We start from the raw sequence: 17,493 nt of genomic DNA, 5'->3' as shown, positions 1-17,493 counted from the left end.
AATCACCGACGGTCTGCAACCGCGAGCGGTTTAGCTTAACTATGGGGCGATGAACCTAACAGTTCGTAACAATACAACTTGCATGCACTGTAAGAACTTGCCCCTCGATTGCTGATCGGTCTCCAAGAGTTATAATGGGACAGTAAAAATGGCAAAACCAACGCCCGATGTTGCGCTTACCCTGGAACGGGGACACCCGGCCGAAACCGACCTGCGCTATGAAGCCTCCGCCGATCCGCTGGCTGGAGGCACTCTCCGCGACCTGCCGATCTTCACACCCCAACAGGTCGCCGACCAGATCACCCGTTCTGGGTTCGATTGGTCCGTCAAGGAGACCGCCGACGGCGTCCTGACCTATGGGTTCTACAAAGGCCCGACGACGATCGGCCAGTACAACAATCCCCACGGCGCGGCCGAGAAGTACGAATACTCGCCGATGACCGCGGCCCAGCAGGAAGGCACCCGCGAGGCGCTGAACTATTGGGACGACCTGATCCCGCTGCGGTTCGAAGAACAGGCCAAGGGTCAGGGCAACTGGGACATGGCCTTCGCCTCGACCACCAGCGGCCCGGGACAGGCCTGGGCCTATCTGCCCCACGGGACCAACTACGGCGCCCAGTACCAGCACCTCCAGGGCGACGTCTGGATCAATCCCGGTCCGGTCAGCGGCTTCCAGCTGCTGGATGGCTGGTACGGCATGCAGACCCTGACCCACGAGATCGGCCACGCGCTCGGCCTGTCCCATCCGGGCGATTACGACGCCGGCGACGGCGTGCCGCTGAGCTACGAGCTGGCCGACTATTACCAGGACAGCCGCCAGTACTCGGTCATGTCCTACTGGGACGCCTACGAGACCGGCGCCCAGCACATCGACTGGTCGCTGATGCGGTTCACCTATTCCGCCACGCCCGGCGTCCACGACATCCTGGCCATCCAGAAGCTCTACGGCGTCGACACCACCACGCGGACCGGCGACACGACCTACGGCTTCAACTGGAGCGACGACCTAGACAACCGCACGGCTTTCCAGATCAATCCGAACGAGATCGCTCCGGTGTTCACAATCTGGGACGCCGGCGGCAACGACACGCTCGACCTGTCGGGCTACGACACCCCGTCCTATATCGACCTGAATCCCGGCTCCTTCAGCAGCGCCGGCGGCTCGGATCGTTTCCTGACCTTGGACGAGATCAACGCCAACAACGAGGCTGCGGGCCTCCCCGCCCGCACCCAGCGGCTCTTCGACATCTACAACAACGGGGTCGAGGGCGTGAACGGCGGCGAGAGCTGGATCAAGATCTCCGGCATGGATCCCACCAAGCCCCCGCTAATGCACGACAACATCAGCATCGCCTATGGCGCCACCATCGAGAACGCCAAGGGCGGCGGCGGAACCGACACCATTGTCGGCAACTCGGCCGACAACGTCCTGACCGGCAATGGCGGGAACGACGTCTTCGTGCTTTCGTCGAACGGCGGCGATGACACGATCGCCGACTTCGAAGGCGGCCCAGGCGCGGGCGACCGCATCGACCTGAGCTCGGTGGCCGGCCTGACCTTCGCCACCCTGTCCATCAGCGAGGTGGGCGGCGAAGCCGTCATCGCGCTTGGGACCGGATCGGTGACCCTGACCGGGGTCTCGGCGGCCAGCCTGGACGCCGACGACTTCATCTTCGCCTAGACGAACCGGCTGGCGGGAGCGGCTTCGACGCCGCTCCCGCCAAAGCCCCAATTCGCGGTTTAGCTTGACTTTTCGGTCGCCAGCCGCCATCTCCCCGCTGCACCGCAACATTCGCGGCGCTATCGGCGCTCCAGTCGCGTGATGGGTTCTAAGTCGAACCTAGCCTGTCGAGCACCCTGAAGAGATCGCATAGATCGCCCCGCCACGCGGGGGCTTTCCCCAAACTGACCCGCGACCCCGCGACCCTTGGCAAAGCCGAGAGGCCGCGATTGGCGCATACGTGAAAGATATCGTTTTGACCAAGTTCACCGACCTCGGCCTGGACAAATCCCTCCTGAAGGCCCTGGCCGACGAAGGCTATACGGTTCCCACCCCGATCCAGGCGCAAGCCATCCCGGGCGTGATGAGCGGCCGTGACCTGCTGGGCATCGCCCAGACCGGCACCGGCAAGACCGCCGCCTTCGCCCTTCCCATCCTGCATCGCCTCGCCGCCGACCGTAAGCCCGCGCCCCGCCGCGGCTGCCGCGTGCTGGTGCTCTCCCCCACCCGCGAACTCGCCACCCAGATCGGCGAGAGCTTCAAGACCTACGGCAAGCACATGGGCGTCTCCGTCGCCGTGGTGTTCGGCGGCGTGAAGTACGGCGGCCAGATGCGCGCGCTGGCCGGCGGCGTCGACGTGCTGGTGGCTACCCCCGGCCGCCTGATCGACCACCTCGGCGAGAAGACCATCACGCTCGGCGGCGTGGAGATCTTCGTCCTCGACGAGGCCGACCAGATGCTGGACATGGGCTTCATCCTGCCCATCCGCCGCATCGTGAAGTACCTGCCGAAGGACCGGCAGAACCTGTTCTTCTCCGCCACCATGCCCACCGAGATCGGCAAGCTGGCCGGCGAACTGCTGAACCCCAACCCGCACAAGGTCGCCGTGGCGCCGGAATCGACCACGGTCGAGCGCGTGAAGCAGAAGGTGATCTTCGTGGAGACGGCGCGGAAGCGCGCCCTGCTCTGCGAACTGTTCGCCGAGCCCAAGTTCAAGCGCGTCATCGTCTTCACCCGCACCAAGCGCGGCGCCGACCGGGTGGCCAAGTCCCTGGAAGCCGCCGGCGTCGAGGCCGCGGCCATTCACGGCGACAAGAGCCAGGGCCAGCGCGAACGCTCGCTGGCCTCGTTCAAGGCCGGTGAGGTCCGCGCCCTGGTGGCCACCGACATCGCCGCCCGCGGCATCGACATCGACGCGGTCAGCCACGTGGTCCAGTACGAGCTGCCCAACGTGCCGGAGTCCTACGTCCACCGGATCGGGCGGACGGCCCGGGCCGGCGCCGACGGCACGGCCGTGGCCTTCTGCGCCGACGACGAACGCAACCTGCTGCGCGACATCCAGAAGGTCACGCGCCAGACCATCCCCGCCGAGGACCGCCGCAACGACCGCGGCCTGCACGTCATGACCCAGGCCATGCCGGAGGTCGCCGCCGAGCGCGCCGAGGCCGGCCGCAAGAACAACGGCGACCGCGGCCAGCGCAAGCCGCAGGGCCGCAGCGACCTGCCGGGCGGCCTGCGCGCCCAGCGCAATCGCCCCAGCAACGGCGGCGGCCAGCGCCAGGGTCAGGGCGGCGGCGGCAATGGCGACCGCCATCCGCACAATGTCCGCAAGACCGGCGAGCGGGCCTCCACCACGCCCATCAGCCAAGCCGCCTTCAAGGGCCCCAAGCGCGACGGCGGCTCCGCCCCGGCCAAGCGCTGGACCCCGCTGGACTAAGACGAGTCAGATCCTCCCCCAGCGCGCAGCGCGATCTGGGGGAGGTGGCGCGTCGCCCTCCTCGGCAACGTGACGGAGGGGGTGGAGGCCCGCAAGCGAGGGTCAATGTCCCCTTCAGTCAGCTTCGCTGACAGCTCCCCCAGGGGGGGAGCATCGGGCGGCCGTACTTGCTCCGCCCAGCGCTGAGGGCCAAGCTCGATCCCAACGATAAGGCGGGGGCGAGACGGATGGGCTTTCTCAAAGGCGTGGTGCTGCTGGCCGGCTTTGCCATGGCGACCGCCGCCTCGGCGCAGGACGCCAAGGTGACCCGGCTGGTTCCGGGCTCCGACTTCCACGGGGTGCATGGGCTGCGCTTCAGCCCCAAGGGCGAGCTCTATGCCGGCAGCGTCGCCGGCCAGAGCCTCTACAGCGTCGATCTCGCCACGGGTAAGGCCAAGGTCCTGGTGGGACCGCCGCAGGGCATGGCCGACGACATGGCCTTCGGGCCGGGCGACCAGGTTGTCTGGACCGCGATCTCCGACAATATCGTCTACAGCCGGCGCGGTTCGGGCCCGATCGAGGTCCTGGCCAAGGACCTGGTCAGCGTCAACTCCATCACCTTCAGCCGCGACGGCAAGCGGCTGTTCGCCGCCCAGGTGTTCGGCGGCGACGCCCTGTGGGAGCTCGATCCCGCCGGCAAGGCGCCGCGGCGGATGATCCGGGAAGGCATGGGCGGCTTCAACAGCTTCGCCGCCGGCTCCGACGGCTGGCTCTACGGGCCGCTATGGTTCAAGGGCCAGGTGGTGAAGATCAATCCCGACACCGGCGACATGGTCGTGGTGGCCGACGGTCTCGACACTCCGGCCGCGGCCAAGTTCGACTCCAAGGACAATCTCTACGCCATCGACACCCATCTGGGAGAGCTGATCCGGATCGACATCAAGACCGGGGCCAAGACCAAGGTCGCCCAGCTTTCCACCGCCCTCGACAACTTCGCCATCGACGCGAACGACCAGATCGTCGTCTCGAACATGGCCGACAACGGCCTGCAGATCGTCGACCCGACCACCGGCGCGGTGCGCCAGGTCATGAAGGGCGCCCTGGCCTTCCCCGCCGACATCGCCGTGGCGACCGACGGCGGCAGGGAGAGCCTGTTCGTCGCCGACGTCTTCTCCTACCGCGGAGTCGACGGCGTGAGCGGGGCGGTGCGCGACATCGCCCGGGTGCACACCAAGGGCAGCAAGCTGGAATATCCCACCGGGGTCAGTGTCGGCGTCGAGCGCGTGGTGCTGGCCAGCGCGCCCACGGGCGCGGTGCTGGTCTATGACCGCCGCACCGGCGAGGCGCTCTCGGTGCTGCACGGTTTCAAGTCGCCCTCCGACGCCCTGGAACTGGCCGACGGCTCGATCCTGGTGGCCGAACTGGCCAGCGGCGATCTGATCAAGGTCAGGGGCGACCAGCGCACGATCCTGGCGGGCGGTCTGGCAGCGCCGGCCAGCCTGGCCCTGGGGTCGGACGGCGGGGTCTATGTGGCCGAGGTCGCCGGCGGCCGCATCGCCCGCGTCGACCTGGCGACCGGCGCCAAGACCTTGGTGGCCAAGGACCTGAACCTGCCCAAGGCCGTGGCCCTGGGACCGGATGGGCGCCTGGCGGTGCTGGAGGTCGGCGCCCGCCGGGTGGTCTCGATCGATCCCAGGACCGGCGCCGTAAAGGTGGTCGCGAAGGACCTTCCGCTTGGCCTGGTCACCAAGCCCTTCCCCCTGGCGGGTGGGATCGCCGTCGGGCCATCCGGGGCGATCTATGTGACTTCCGACCTCGAGAACGCGATCTACAAGATCACCGAGAAATAGAGACGAGCCAACTCATCCTTCTCCGGCAGGGGGGGAGGCGGGTCAGGGCTCACTCCACACTGGCCAACGCGGCCGGTCAGGAGCGGTAATCACCGTTGATGGCCACGTACTGCTTGGTCAGGTCGCAGGTCCAGACGGTGGCCGAGCCCTTGCCGACGCCGACGTCGACGGCGACCTCCAGCTCCTGGTTCTTCATGTAGGCGCTCATCTTGGCCTCGTCATAGGTGGGCGAGATGAGCCCGTCCTGGGCGGCGACCATGGGTCCGAACTTCACGCTGACCCGGTCGCGGTCGATGGGCTCGTCGGCCCGGCCCACGGCCATGACGATGCGGCCCCAGTTGGCGTCCTCGCCGGCGAAGGCGGTCTTGACGAGCGGGCTCTCGGCGATGGTGCGGGCGATCTTGCGGGCCGAGGCCGGGCTCTCAGCGCCGGTCACGGTGATCTTGACGAACTTGGAGGCCCCTTCCCCGTCGCGGACCAGCTGCAGGGCCAGGTCAAGCAGAACGGCCTCCAGCTTGTCGCGGAAGTCGGCCAGGCGCTTGTCGCCCGCGCGGGCGATGTTCGGGGCGCCGGACTGGCCGGTGGCGAACAGCAGCAAGGTGTCGTTGGTCGAACGGTCGCCGTCCACGGTCACGCAGTTGAAGGTGGTCCGCGTGTAGAGGCTGGCAAGGTTCTGCAGCGCCGTGGGCGAGATGGCCGCGTCCGTGGCCACGAAGGCCAGCATGGTCGCCATGTCCGGCGCGATCATGCCTGATCCCTTACAGATCCCCGCGATGCGCACCTTCTCGCCGTCGATCGTCGCCTCGGCGTAGGCGCCCTTGGGGAAGGTGTCGGTGGTCATGATGGCGTTGGCCGCCCCGGCCCAGCCGTCGTCGATCAGCCGGCTTTCCACCTCGGGCAGGCGATGGGTGATCTTGCCGTCGTCCAGCAGCACGCCGATCACGCCGGTGGAGGCCACCATCACGTCGCGCTGGCGGCAGTCGAAGCGCTTGGCCACGGCCGAGGCCACCCGGCGCACGGCGTCGGCGCCCGGCTTGCCGGTGAAGGAGTTGGCGCAGCCGGCGTTGACCACCAGGGCGCGGACATCGGCGCCCTTGGTCATCTCCAGATGCTTCTTGCACCAGTCGACCGGCGCCGAGCCGATGCCGTGGCGGGTGAAGACCCCGGCCGCCGACGTGCCCTTCGCGAACCTCATGACCAGCAGGTCCTCGCGGTCGTGCTTGTAGAACCCCGCCCGGCCGGTGGCGAGCTGGACCCCCGGGATCGGCGGGATCTTGGGGAACGGCACGGCAAGCGGCGAGACCGGCAGGGCGCCTTTGGCGACCGGGGGCTCGACCGTCGGCTTCTTCTCGGTGAACTGGCTGGCCTGCCTGTCGGACCGCTTCAGCGCCGCGCGCTTCAGGGCGCTGGTCAGCGGATCCAGGGCGCGTTCGATGGACTCGACCACCTCGGCGGGGATGGACGCGCCGTCCCGCGCCTTGCCGGCGGGGGGCTTCTTGGCCGTCTTGGCGGCGGCGGGCTTGCTCACGGGCTTGCGGGTCATTTCGCGGCGGCCTTGGCGGGAGGAGCCTTGGGGGCGGGCGTCGCGGCAGCCGGGGCGGCGGGCGCGGCCTTGGGCGCGTCGGCGGGCTCCTTGGGCTGGCCGGGCACGTCCTGCGGCGCGCGGATCAGGGTCTGGATCTTGGCGCGGCTGCGCAGTTTCTCGAGCAGGTCACGCACCTGGTCATAGGTCAGGAAGCGGACGATCTGCGGCCGGGCGGACTCAAGCGTGATCGGCTGCTCCAACCGCCGGTCCTCGACCTTGACCACCGCGAAGCCGCCGTCGACCGCGAAGGGGCCGACCACCTCGCCGGTCTTGGCGGTCTTGAGATTGGCCTCATAGGCCTCGGGCATGACGTCGGTGGTGAAATAGCCGAGATCGCCGCCGTTGAAGCGGGTGGCCGCGTCGGTCGAGCGCTCCATGGCCAGAGCCTCGAAGGAGGCGCCGGTGGTCAGCAGCTTCTTGATCGCCTCGGCGTCCACCTGGGTCGCCACCACGATCTGGCGGGCGCGGATCTCCTCCGACTGCTTTGCCAGCTTCAGCTGCTCCTGGTAGAGCCCGCGGATGGCGTTGTCGTTGACGGCGTCGGAGACCACGCTCTCCACCAGCATGTCGCCCAGGATGCGCTCGCGCGCCGCGGCCAGCCGCTTCTGGGCGATCGGATCCTTGTCCAGCTTGCGCTTCAGCGCCTCGGTGGCCAGCAGCTTCTGGTCGACAACCTCGTCCAGCACGCGGCGGAACAGGTCGGAGGAGGCGTCCAGGGGCTCGCCCTCGCCGATCAGGCCCTGGGCGACCGCCTCGCGCTTGACGTCGGAGGTCCACACGGTCTTGCCGTCGACCTTTGCCACCGCCGCGTCGCCGGGCTCCGGCGGTCGCTCGGCCCCGGTCTGGCTGGTGCAGGCCGCCAGCATGATGCTGGCGACCAGCATGACCGCGACGGCGCCAAGGGCGTGCGGGACACGACGGAAGGCCGGGTGCGCCATGGGGACCATACCTCGAATGCAAAAACCGGACTGGAGGGCCCGCCCGTCCCTAGCCATTTCGCGCCCGGGATGCAAAGGTCGCCGCCGATCAAGATTGGCGCCAAACCCCATGACGAACGTCGGGGGCTCTATATTTTCAGGGAGGATATTTCCATGACGCGTGAAGCCGTAATCGTTTCTTATGCCCGTACGGGCTTGGCCAAGTCCGGCCGTGGCGGGTTCAACATGACGCCGACCATGTCGATGGGCGCGCATGCGGTGAAGCACGCGGTCGAGCGCTCCGGCCTCGACAAGGCGAGGGTCGAAGACGTGGTCATGGGCAACGTCTCGCACGGCGCGGGCAACCTGGGCCGTCAGGTGGGCCTGCTGGCCGGCCTGCCGATCACCACCTCCGGCGTCACCATCAATCGCTTCTGCTCGTCGGGCCTGAACACGATCTCGACTGCGGCCAACTACATCCGCAACGACGGCGCCGACGTGGTCGTGGCCGGCGGGGTTGAGTCGATCAGCATTCCCGGCGGCGGCGCCGGCAAGGACAATGTCGATCCCCGCCTGGTCTCGGAATATCCGGCCATCTTCATGCCGATGATCGATACCGCCGACATCGTGGCCGAACGCTACAAGGTCAGCCGCGAGGCCCAGGACGAGTACAGCCTGGAAAGCCAGCGCCGCATGGCCGCGGCCCAGCAGGGCGGCAAGTTCGCCAACGAAATCGTCCCGATGAAGTCCAAGATGAAGGTCGTCAACAAAGAGACGAAGGAAGAAAGCGTCGTCGACTACGTGGTCGATCGCGACGAGTGCAACCGCGTCGACACCACCCTGGAAGGCCTGCAGAAGCTCCAGCCCGTGCGCGGCGAAGGCAAGTTCATCACCGCGGGCAACGCCAGCCAGCTCTCCGACGGCGCCGCCGCCGTGGTGCTGATGGACTCCAAGGCCGCCGAGAAGGCCGGTCTCTCACCCCTCGGCGCCTTCAAGGGCTGGGCCGTCGCCGGTTGCGCGCCCGACGAAATGGGCATCGGCCCGGTCTTCGCCATTCCGCGCCTGTTGGAGCGCCACGGCCTGAAGATCTCCGACATCGACCTGTGGGAGCTGAACGAGGCCTTCGCCAGCCAGTGCGTCTACGCCCGCGACTTCCTGGGCATCGACCCGGAGAAGTACAACGTCAACGGCGGCTCCATCGCCATCGGCCACCCCTTCGGCATGACCGGCGCGCGTCTGGCGGGCCACGTCCTGCAGGAAGGCCAGCGCCGCAAGGCCAAGTGGGCCGTGGTCTCGATGTGCATCGGCGGCGGCATGGGCGGCGCGGGCCTGTTCGAGGTCTATAACTAAGCAACCGACATTGTCGGACCGGATCGGCCCTCCCCTCGCGGGGAGGGCCTTTTCGTATTCGCGTGTGAGCAGTCGCCGCGTTGACACTTGGGGGGCGCCTGCTTAAGTCTCGCGCGCCCTGAAAAGAGCGGAATCTCCGGGCAGGCGAAGGGCTTAAAGAGCCGCGCCGGGCCCCTCCCGCATTATCCGGAATATTTTCCCTTGAGCATCTTCCAACGGTTCTTCGGCTCCAGCAACGACCGCAAGGTCAAGGCGATGGCTGCGCGCGTCGCCAAGATCAACGCCCTGGAACCCGCGATCCACGCCCTTTCCGACGAGCAGCTGCGCGGCAAGACCCAGGAATTCCGCGACCGCCTGGGCAAGGGCGAGACCCTGGACCAACTGCTGGAAGAGTCCTTCGCCGTGGTGCGCGAGGCGGCCCAGCGGGTGCTGGGCCAGCGTCACTTCGACGTCCAGCTGGTCGGCGGCATCGTCCTGCACGAAGGCGGCATCTCGGAAATGCGCACCGGCGAGGGCAAGACCCTGGTCGCCACCGCGCCGGTCTATCTGAACGCCCTACCCGGCAAGGGCGTACACGTCATCACCGTCAACGACTACCTGGCCCAGCTGCACGGGGACTGGATGGGCCAGGTCTACCGGTTCCTGGGCCTCTCGGTGGGCACCATCGTCCACGGCCTGAGCCAGGGGCAGCGCAAGGCCGCCTACGAATCCGACATCACCTACGGCACCAACAACGAGTTCGGCTTCGACTACCTGCGCGACAACCTGGTCTACGAGGCCGACGAGATGGTCCAGCGCGGCCATAACTTCGTGATCGTCGACGAGGTGGACTCCATCCTGATCGACGAGGCGCGCACGCCCCTGATCATCTCGGGTCCCACCGAGGACCGCTCGGAATTCTACAAGACCATCGACGTCCTGGTGAAGGAGCTCATCAAGGACCCGACCACCTTCGACTTCGACGAGAAGCAGCGCCAGGTCATCCTCACCGAGGACGGCGCCGAGAAGATCGAGGAGATCCTCCTGGCCGGCGGCCATCTGGAGGAAGAGACCACGGGCCTCTACGACGCCGCCAACGTCTCGGTGGTGCACCACGTCAACCAGGCCCTGCGCGCCAACGTGATCTACAGCCGCGAGAAGGACTACATCGTCCGCGACGGCGAGGTGATCCTGATCGACGAGTTCACCGGCCGCATGATGCAGGGCCGCCGCCTGTCCGAAGGCCTGCACCAGGCCATCGAGGCCAAGGAAGGCGCCCACATCCAGCCCGAGAACCAGACCCTGGCCTCGGTCACCATCCAGAACTACTTCCGCCTCTACGCCAAGCTGTCGGGCATGACCGGCACGGCGTCGACCGAGGCGCAGGAATTCGGCGACATCTACAAGATGGACGTCATGGAAATTCCGACCAACCGCCCCGTGGCGCGGAAGGACGACGACGACGAGGTCTATCGCACCGCGCGCGAGAAGAACGACGCCATCCTCAAGCAGATCGAGGATTGCCACACCCGCGGTCAGCCGATCCTGGTCGGCACCGTCTCCATCGAGAAGTCGGAACAGCTCTCCGAACTGCTGAAGGCCCACAAGTTCGAGCACAACGGCAAGACCATCAAGGGCATCCCGCACAACGTGCTGAACGCCCGCTATCACGAACAGGAAGCCCTGATCGTGGCCGACGCCGGCATCCCGGGCGCGGTGACCATCGCCACCAACATGGCCGGGCGCGGCACCGACATCCAGCTCGGCGGCAATATCGATATGCGCGTCCTGAAGTGGCAGGAGGAGCAGCGCGGCCTCGGCATCGAGGTGAGCCCCGAAGCCGCCATCGCCCGCAAGGCTGAGATCGAGGCCGAGATCGCGGGCCTGAAGGAACAGGCGCTGGCGGCCGGCGGGCTGTTCGTGCTGGGCACCGAGCGCCACGAAAGCCGGCGGATCGACAACCAGCTCCGCGGCCGGACCGGCCGTCAGGGCGACCCGGGCCACTCCAAGTTCTTCCTCTCCTGCGAGGACGACCTGCTGCGTATCTTCGCCGGCGACCGGCTGGACTCGATTATGCGCACCTTCGGCGTCCAGGAAGGCGAGGCGATCACCCACAAGTGGCTGAACGGCGCCATCGCCACGGCCCAGAAGCGTGTCGAGCAGCGCAACTATGAGATCCGGAAGAACCTGCTGAAGTACGACGACGTCGTGAATGACCAGCGCAAGGCGGTGTTCGAGCAGCGCGCCGAGTTCATGACCGCGGTCGACCTCTCCGAGATCATCGGCGAAATGCGGCAGGACACCATCGAGGACCTGGTCGAACGCCACCTGCCGCCCAAGGCCTATGCCGAACAGTGGGACGTGGTGGGCCTGGAGGAGCGAGCCCGCGAACTGCTGGGCCTGGACCTGCCGATCGCCGCCTGGGCGGCCGAGGACGGCATCGCCAACGAGGAGATCCAGGAGCGCCTGACCAAGGCGGCCGACGCCCGCGCCGCCGAGCGCGAACAGATGCTCGGCCCTGACCAGATGCGCACCATCGAGAAGAGCTTCCTGCTGCAGATGATCGACATGCAGTGGCGCGAGCACCTCATGCACCTGGACCACCTGCGCAACGTCATCGGCCTGCGCGGCTACGGCCAGCGCGATCCGCTGAACGAGTACAAGACCGAGGCCTTCTCGCTGTTCGAGAAGCTGCTGGTCGACCTGCGCCAGAACGTCACCCGCTGGCTGATGACCGTGGAGTTCCAGTTCGCCGAGCCGGAGCCCATGCCGCTAACCGGCCTGACCGAGGTGCACCTGGACCCGCTGACCGGCGAGAACGCGGCCATGATGGGCGCCCTGCCCGACGGGCTGTCGACCGACCAGCGCCAGGCCCTGCCCGTCTCGGCCCTGCCGGACGGCTGGGAGCAGACCGGCCGCAACCAGCCCTGTCCCTGCGGCTCGGGCAAGAAGTTCAAGCACTGCCACGGCGCGCTGATCTAGATGCCGGACAGGGACGGCTACGTCCTGAAGGTCGAGGGTTTCTGCCCGGTCTGCGAGCAGGCCTCGACCTTCGCCTCGAAGGACGAATGGCTGCGCGACCACTATCTCTGCCTGACCTGCAACGCCCAGCCGCGTGAGCGGGCGCTGTTCTCCGTCCTGAGCCAGCTGCGGCCGAACTGGCGGGGGCTGAAGATCCACGAGAGCTCGCCCGGCACCGCGGCCAGCCGCCGCCTGGCCGACCAGGCGCCTGGCTACCTGTCCAGCCAGTACGATCCGTCGATCCCCTGGGGCTCGACGCACAAGACAGGCGGCTGGCGTTCCGAGGACCTGGAGGCGCAGACCTTCGCCGACGAGAGCTTCGACCTGGTGGTCACCCAGGACGTGATGGAGCACGTCTTCGCCCCCGACCGCGCCCTGGCCGAGATCGCCCGCACCTTGAAGCCGGGCGGCCTGCACATCTGCACCGTGCCGATCGTGAACAAGGAAAAGCCCTCGGTCCGCCGCGCGCGGCGCAGGGCCGACGGCAGCGTCGAGCACCTGCTGGAGCCCGTGTTCCACGGCAATCCCATGGATCCCAACGGATCGCTGGTCACCGTCGACTGGGGCTACGACATCGCCGCGTACTGGGACCGCCACAGCGGGCTCTCGACCACCATCTGGACCATCGACGACCCGGGTCGCGGCATCCAGGCGGAGTACATTGAGGTGCTGGTCTCACGGAAGCTCGGCGTTCCCGACCTGTCGGGCGATGTCCCGCCCGCGCGGCGCGGCGGCCTGCTGGCCAAGCTCTTCGGCTAGGGCTCAAGGCCATGCGATGCGTGCGTGACAGGCCACTCTAGGCGAGCGTAACGAAGGTCTCGCTCTCGATCACCCACTGGCCGACGGTCTTCTTCCATACGGCCAGGTAGGTCCCCGACGACATGGCGTCCTTCCAGGTGGCGGTCCAGTCGCCGGCCTCGGCGGCGCGCGCACCGTCTGCATCCAGCATGATGTCGCGGGGCGTCCGCACATAGGTGACGAAGCTGGCATCCTTGAACTGGGCGGCGAAGGCCTGCAGCACCGCCTCGGCGCCGACCAGCAGGCCGCCCTCGCCGGAAATCAGGTTCATGTCGGGCGCCAGGAATGGGCGCAGGCGCGCCGCGTCGTGCGCTGCGATCAGCTTGTTGGTCAACCTGCGGCGGGCGCGGATCGCGTCCTGGGGCGTGGTCACGGCTCGACCACGCAGGTGCCGACCTTGCCACCAGCCTCGACCAGTTCGTGCGCCGCGGCGCACTCGGCCAGGGGGAAACGTCCTGCCACCGACAGGATGCGCTCGCCGGTTCCGATCCAGCGGGTGATGTCGGCCTGGGCGCGGCGCCTGGCCTCGTGCGGCGAGGTTGGCAACAACACGCCGTGGACGCCGAGGTTCAGCCGCATCAGGACGCCCGCCGGGACCTGCGGCGTCGCCTCGCCGCGGGTGGCGTAGTAGGCGATGGCGCCGTTCACCTGCACGCAGGCCAGGGTGGCCGCTAGGTTGCCGCCGAAATCGACGTCGACCACATGGTGCACGCCTTCCCCGGCGGTGAGGTCGCGCACGCGTTCGGCCACGTCCTCGGTGCGGTAGTCGATCACGTGGTCCGCGCCGCCGGCCTTGGCCCGCTGGGCCTTCTCCGCCGAGCTGACCGTGGCGATCACGCTCGCCCCGGCCCATTTGGCGAGTTGGACGGCGTAGTGGCCGACGGCGCCGGCGCCGCCCGTGACCAGCACAGTCCGCCCCTGGATCGGGCCGGCCACGAACAGGCTGCGGTGCGCGGTCATGCAGGGGATGCCCAGGGTCGCGCCCTCGGCAAACGACACTTGATCTGGCAGCACGCTCAGCAGGTCGGTGTCGAGTTCGATGTATTCGGCCGCCGAGCCGAAGGCCCGGCCGTTGCGCTGGCCGTTGTAGAACCAGACCCGCTTGCCGATCCAGTCTTGCGAGACGCCCGGCCCCACCGCCTCGACGACGCCCGCGCCATCGCTGTTTGGTGTTATGCGGCGGTAGGCCATGGGCCCGGCGCCGCCCCGCATGCCGACGTCCGAAGGATTGACGCCAGACGCCCTGACGCGGATCAGCGCCTGCCCCTGTCCCGCGACGGGCGTGGGCAGGTCGCCATATTGCAGCACCTCGCGGGCTGGACCCGTGCGGTCGTACCAGACAGCCTTCATCGTGCTCTGCTCACCCCGTGGGATTGAGCGGCAGTCCTACCCCGCGACCCAGTTGCCATGGAAGCCGAACGGTACGCGGCGCGGCAGCTTCGCGATCGCTATGGGGCCCTTGGCGATGTCCTGGGCCTCGAACACCAGGAAGTCGCTGCGGTTCTCGGCCGCTCTCCAGACCACCGCGGTCACCCACCCGTCGCCCTCGGCGGCGTCGGCCGACCGGGGCGTGAACACGGGCTCGGAGGTCATGTCGCCGCCGTTCAGCTCATAGACCTGGCGCTTGCCGGTCTTGAGGTCCAGATGGGCGATGGCGGTCTGCTTGATCGTCTTGGCGCCGCCGGGATCGGCCGCATACCAGCCGTGGCGGTAGCCCAGCCCCGACTGCCGCTCGTCGAAACGCGGGAACTCCCCGTCGAGGTCATCCAGGGGCTCCTCCTTGATGGCGTCGCTGCCGCCGTCGAGGTCCAGGGTCCAGCGCACCAGTCGGGCGGCGGTCTTCTGGCCTGGCGAGCCGTCGGCGTTGGGAAACAGCGGCGCGGCGTCGTAGCGCATCACGTCGGCGATGATCTTGCCGTCCTGCTCGAAGGCGTTCATCGGGTGGAAGACGTAGCAGGCCTCGACATTGAACCAGCGGATCGAGGCGACGTCGCCGTCGCGGCGCATGACGCCCATCCGGCCGCCTTTTTCCGGCTCCCAGGCGAAGGCCGGCTTGCCGCTCATGGCCCGCTCCAGGCTGGCGGTAAGCGGCAGGATCGGGAACAGGACGTGGTTCTCCGTCACCATGAAGTCGTGGACCATGGCGGCGAAGGGCGCCTGGAAGTCGTCACGTCGGACCACCTTGCCCGCGGCGTCGGTGACGCCGTAGCTCATCCCGGCCGACAGCGGCATCTCGCCGACGCCATAGCCGAACCAGAACATTTCGCCGGTCTTGGGATCGACCTTCGGGTGGGCGGTGACCTTGCCACGGTAGTCGGCGACATAGCCCCTGGACTCGAGGGTGCGCTCGGCCACCTCAAAGGGCATGTGCCCCTCCTCCAGGGCGAGCAGCCGGCCGGCGTGATGGACGATATTGGTGTTGGCCACGCCGCTGTCCTTGCCCATGGCGATGGGATCGGTGGTCATCGGGTTGCCGAACGAGCCGAACAGCGACCGGCCCTGGCTCTTCTCCAATTCCCACTTGGGCGTGCGGACATAGCGGTTGCGATAGGTCACCTTGCCGTCCTCGACGTGGAAGGCATGGATCATCCCGTCGCCGCTGAACCAGTGATAGTCGCCCCGCGGGTCGAACTGCGGATTGGGCCCGGTGCGGTAAAGAGTGCCCTTGAGGCCGGCGGGGATCTCGCCCACCACCTCCAGGTCGAAGTCGTCCTCGCTGCGGACCGGGGCGAAATTTCCCGACAGATAGGGATTTATGCGAACGTCGCCGTCCATGGTGCGTCTCCCGTGGTTGGCCGGCTTAGACCGGTCGAATGATGTGGCCCTCGTCGGGCCGCGCGCGGCCCTCGAGGACGTCGGCATAGGTCGCCATCAAGGCGTCCGGGCCGGTGTGATGGTTGAGTTTCAGCCAGTCGGCCTCGGCCACGAAGCCGCGCAGGGCGGTGTCGAACCGGGCGTCAAGTTCGCCGGCGCCCCACTCGGCGGCACGCTTGCGGATCTGGTCGGGCGCGAAGAACAGGGTGGGCGTCGGGCCCGGCAGGTCGCCCGCCGCACCGCCGTCCTGCCAGTGGGTGACCCCGACGATCAGGCTGCGGGTCAGGCTATCGCCCAACGCGGTGTGCACGGCGCGGGTCACCTGCGGATTTCCGGCGAAGTCGACATAGGCGGCCGGGGCCTTGGCCGACAGGCTGCCGAGCTGGTCATAGGTCACCACCCGGTCGTAGAGACCGAATTGCGCGAGCTTGTCGGCATTGCCCGGCGAGGTCAGGCCGATGACCTCCACCCCGCGCTTCCGCGCCAGGCTGGCTAGGCCCAGGGCGGTCTTGCTGGAGGCGCTGGAGAGCACCAGCGAGGCCATGGACGTGTCCTCCGACAGCAGGTCGTCCAGCAGCCATGACGTCATGAACAGCGGCCGCAGCAGAGCCCGATGGTCGTCCAGCGCGTCTGCGGGCGCCTCGGAATAAGCGTTGTAGGTGGGCGGCAGCTCGGCGCGGTGGCCCGCGGCGTCGACATAGCCGTGGCGTCCCTTGGTCAGCCGGGCCGTGAAGTGGGTCGACATGGGCAGATAGCCGAACAGGCGCAGCCCGACGGGCGCCTCGGCGGCCTTGGACTCCACGACCTTGGCGAAGCCCCAGACCGGGATGCGGCCCAGGCCGTCCGCCGCCGGGAAGAACTTCCAGTAGCCGAAGCTGTCGCCGATGACGGCGTATGTGATGTTGTTGGCGGTGAGGGCGAACCGCTCGATCTCCAGCCGCGCCTCGCCATCGGCAAGCGGCGAGGGATCGGGCGCTGGGCGCTTTTCGATGCGGCGAAGGTCCTTGCGATCGACCAGGATGTCCCAGGCAGCCATCGTGTCGCGCTCCATGTCGCCTTTTTACGTTGTAAATTTATTACGTAAGAGCTAGGCCTGGGCAAGCGATTTCTTTGCCTGAGTCCATGAATGCCCCGCGTCCTGTCCGAGTCCGATGTCGCCGACTTCCGCGAACGCCTTTGCGAGGTGGCCGAGAAGCTGTTCGCGGAGAAGGGTCCGGACGCCGTGACCATGCGCCAGCTGGCCGCCGAGCTGGGGGTCAGCCCCATGACCCCGTACCGGTATTTCGCGGACAAGGAAGATATCCTGGCCGCCGTGCGGACCAATGGGTTCAACCGTTTCGCCGACGCCCTGGAGGGCGCCTACGCCTCGGCCAGGGGCGTCCGGGCCAAGGGCGCGGCGGTGGGCGAGGCCTATGTGACCTTCGCCTTCGAGCATCCCCAGACCTACAAGGCCATGTTCGATCTGAACCAGCCGCACGAGGAGAACTATCCCGACCTGGTGGCCGCCGCCCTGCGCGCGCGGGCGACCCAGACATCCTACGTCAAGGACCTGATCGCCGAGGGCATCCTGGCCGGCGACCCGGAGGAGATCGGCCGCATGTTCTGGGCCGCCGCCCATGGCGCGGTCGGGCTGGAGCTGGCCGGAAAGTTGCCGGCGGGGACCGCGCGCGGCCTGCATCGCCACATGAACGGCGCGCTCGCCAAGGGTCTGCGCCCCGGCGCTTGACGACCCCGACGGCAAGTCGCCCAACTGCCCCGCAAAT

13 protein-coding genes are annotated in these 17,493 nt (G+C 67.9%); 7 read left to right on the top strand and 6 right to left on the bottom strand.

All coding sequences use genetic code 11. From position 1 onward, the window contains the following. Positions 1-148 precede the first annotated feature (148 nt). The 3 genes from M9M90_RS21185 to M9M90_RS05480 all read left to right on the top strand — a co-directional run bounded on the left by M9M90_RS21185 (position 149) and on the right by M9M90_RS05480 (position 5,266). The gene (locus M9M90_RS21185) at positions 149-1,681 is read left to right on the top strand and encodes a M10 family metallopeptidase C-terminal domain-containing protein (RefSeq protein ID WP_305885136.1); all 1,533 of its coding nucleotides are present in this window, start codon (positions 149-151) and stop codon (positions 1,679-1,681) included. 295 nt (positions 1,682-1,976) lie between these two features. Continuing rightward, a complete protein-coding gene (locus tag M9M90_RS05485; protein ID WP_254836159.1) occupies positions 1,977-3,437 on the top strand; it encodes a DEAD/DEAH box helicase in 1,461 nt (486 codons plus the stop codon). Between the two features lie 227 nt (positions 3,438-3,664). Further along, positions 3,665-5,266, top strand: coding sequence for a hypothetical protein (locus M9M90_RS05480; protein WP_254836158.1), 1,602 nt, complete (start codon positions 3,665-3,667; stop codon positions 5,264-5,266). A 76-nt stretch (positions 5,267-5,342) separates the two neighbouring features. On the opposite strand, the gene argJ is transcribed toward M9M90_RS05480, so the two are convergent. Both argJ and M9M90_RS05470 read right to left on the bottom strand, forming a co-directional pair. Next, positions 5,343-6,809 (bottom strand): bifunctional glutamate N-acetyltransferase/amino-acid acetyltransferase ArgJ, encoded by a 1,467-nt coding sequence (gene argJ, locus M9M90_RS05475; RefSeq protein ID WP_254836157.1) that lies wholly within the window; start codon positions 6,807-6,809, stop codon positions 5,343-5,345. Further along, on the bottom strand, positions 6,806-7,789 hold the full coding sequence (locus tag M9M90_RS05470) for a peptidyl-prolyl cis-trans isomerase (protein WP_254836156.1): 984 nt from the start codon (positions 7,787-7,789) through the stop codon (positions 6,806-6,808). Before M9M90_RS05470 ends, argJ begins: the two co-directional genes overlap by 4 nt. 153 nt (positions 7,790-7,942) lie before the next feature. Here M9M90_RS05470 and M9M90_RS05465 point away from each other — a divergent pair, with 153 nt between their 5' ends. From M9M90_RS05465 to M9M90_RS05455, 3 genes are all read left to right on the top strand, one after another. Further along, on the top strand, positions 7,943-9,118 hold the full coding sequence (locus M9M90_RS05465; RefSeq protein WP_254836155.1) for an acetyl-CoA C-acyltransferase: 1,176 nt from the start codon (positions 7,943-7,945) through the stop codon (positions 9,116-9,118). 201 nt (positions 9,119-9,319) lie between these two features. Continuing rightward, entirely contained in the window at positions 9,320-12,079 is a 2,760-nt protein-coding gene (gene secA / locus M9M90_RS05460) for a preprotein translocase subunit SecA (protein ID WP_256549233.1), read from the top strand. Beyond that, positions 12,080-12,877 carry a class I SAM-dependent methyltransferase gene (locus M9M90_RS05455; protein WP_254836154.1) on the top strand — a complete coding sequence of 266 codons (798 nt, stop codon included), beginning with the start codon at positions 12,080-12,082 and terminating at the stop codon, positions 12,875-12,877. A 37-nt stretch (positions 12,878-12,914) separates the two neighbouring features. On the opposite strand, the gene M9M90_RS05450 is transcribed toward M9M90_RS05455, so the two are convergent. Genes M9M90_RS05450 through M9M90_RS05435 form a run of 4 tightly spaced genes read right to left on the bottom strand, consistent with a single transcriptional unit; the run spans position 12,915 to position 16,766 of the window. After that, on the bottom strand, positions 12,915-13,289 hold the full coding sequence (locus M9M90_RS05450; protein WP_254836153.1) for a DUF4440 domain-containing protein: 375 nt from the start codon (positions 13,287-13,289) through the stop codon (positions 12,915-12,917). After that, complete coding sequence (locus M9M90_RS05445) at positions 13,286-14,266, bottom strand: NADPH:quinone reductase (RefSeq protein ID WP_254836152.1); 981 nt, start codon at positions 14,264-14,266, stop codon at positions 13,286-13,288. The genes M9M90_RS05450 and M9M90_RS05445 overlap by 4 nt, the downstream gene beginning before the upstream one ends. A 36-nt stretch (positions 14,267-14,302) precedes the next feature. Beyond that, positions 14,303-15,691 (bottom strand): carotenoid oxygenase family protein, encoded by a 1,389-nt coding sequence (locus tag M9M90_RS05440; RefSeq protein WP_254836151.1) that lies wholly within the window; start codon positions 15,689-15,691, stop codon positions 14,303-14,305. A gap of 25 nt (positions 15,692-15,716) precedes the next feature. Then, the gene (locus M9M90_RS05435; RefSeq protein WP_254836150.1) at positions 15,717-16,766 is read right to left on the bottom strand and encodes a DUF2855 family protein; all 1,050 of its coding nucleotides are present in this window, start codon (positions 16,764-16,766) and stop codon (positions 15,717-15,719) included. A gap of 90 nt (positions 16,767-16,856) precedes the next feature. Between M9M90_RS05435 and M9M90_RS05430 the strand changes: the two genes are divergently transcribed. Then, positions 16,857-17,456, top strand: a complete 600-nt coding sequence (locus M9M90_RS05430; protein ID WP_254836149.1) for a TetR/AcrR family transcriptional regulator — start codon at positions 16,857-16,859, stop codon at positions 17,454-17,456. Positions 17,457-17,493 lie beyond the last annotated feature (37 nt).

The sequence above is a fragment of the Phenylobacterium sp. LH3H17 genome (assembly GCF_024298925.1).
Taxonomy (GTDB): Bacteria; Pseudomonadota; Alphaproteobacteria; order Caulobacterales; family Caulobacteraceae; genus Phenylobacterium.
This window is presented reverse-complemented; position numbering and strand designations above follow the sequence as displayed.

Bases quoted from the DNA above. Each gene is read 5' to 3' on its own strand.
- M9M90_RS21185 (WP_305885136.1), top strand. From the start codon at position 149: ATGGCAAAACCAACGCCCGATGTTGCGCTTACCCTGGAACGGGGACAC.
- M9M90_RS05480 (WP_254836158.1), top strand. From the start codon at position 3,665: ATGGGCTTTCTCAAAGGCGTGGTGCTGCTGGCCGGCTTTGCCATGGCG.
- argJ (WP_254836157.1), bottom strand. From the start codon at position 6,809: ATGACCCGCAAGCCCGTGAGCAAGCCCGCCGCCGCCAAGACGGCCAAG.
- M9M90_RS05470 (WP_254836156.1), bottom strand. From the start codon at position 7,789: ATGGCGCACCCGGCCTTCCGTCGTGTCCCGCACGCCCTTGGCGCCGTC.
- M9M90_RS05465 (WP_254836155.1), top strand. From the start codon at position 7,943: ATGACGCGTGAAGCCGTAATCGTTTCTTATGCCCGTACGGGCTTGGCC.
- M9M90_RS05455 (WP_254836154.1), top strand. From the start codon at position 12,080: ATGCCGGACAGGGACGGCTACGTCCTGAAGGTCGAGGGTTTCTGCCCG.
- M9M90_RS05445 (WP_254836152.1), bottom strand. From the start codon at position 14,266: ATGAAGGCTGTCTGGTACGACCGCACGGGTCCAGCCCGCGAGGTGCTG.
- M9M90_RS05440 (WP_254836151.1), bottom strand. From the start codon at position 15,691: ATGGACGGCGACGTTCGCATAAATCCCTATCTGTCGGGAAATTTCGCC.
- M9M90_RS05435 (WP_254836150.1), bottom strand. From the start codon at position 16,766: ATGGCTGCCTGGGACATCCTGGTCGATCGCAAGGACCTTCGCCGCATC.
- M9M90_RS05430 (WP_254836149.1), top strand. From the start codon at position 16,857: ATGCCCCGCGTCCTGTCCGAGTCCGATGTCGCCGACTTCCGCGAACGC.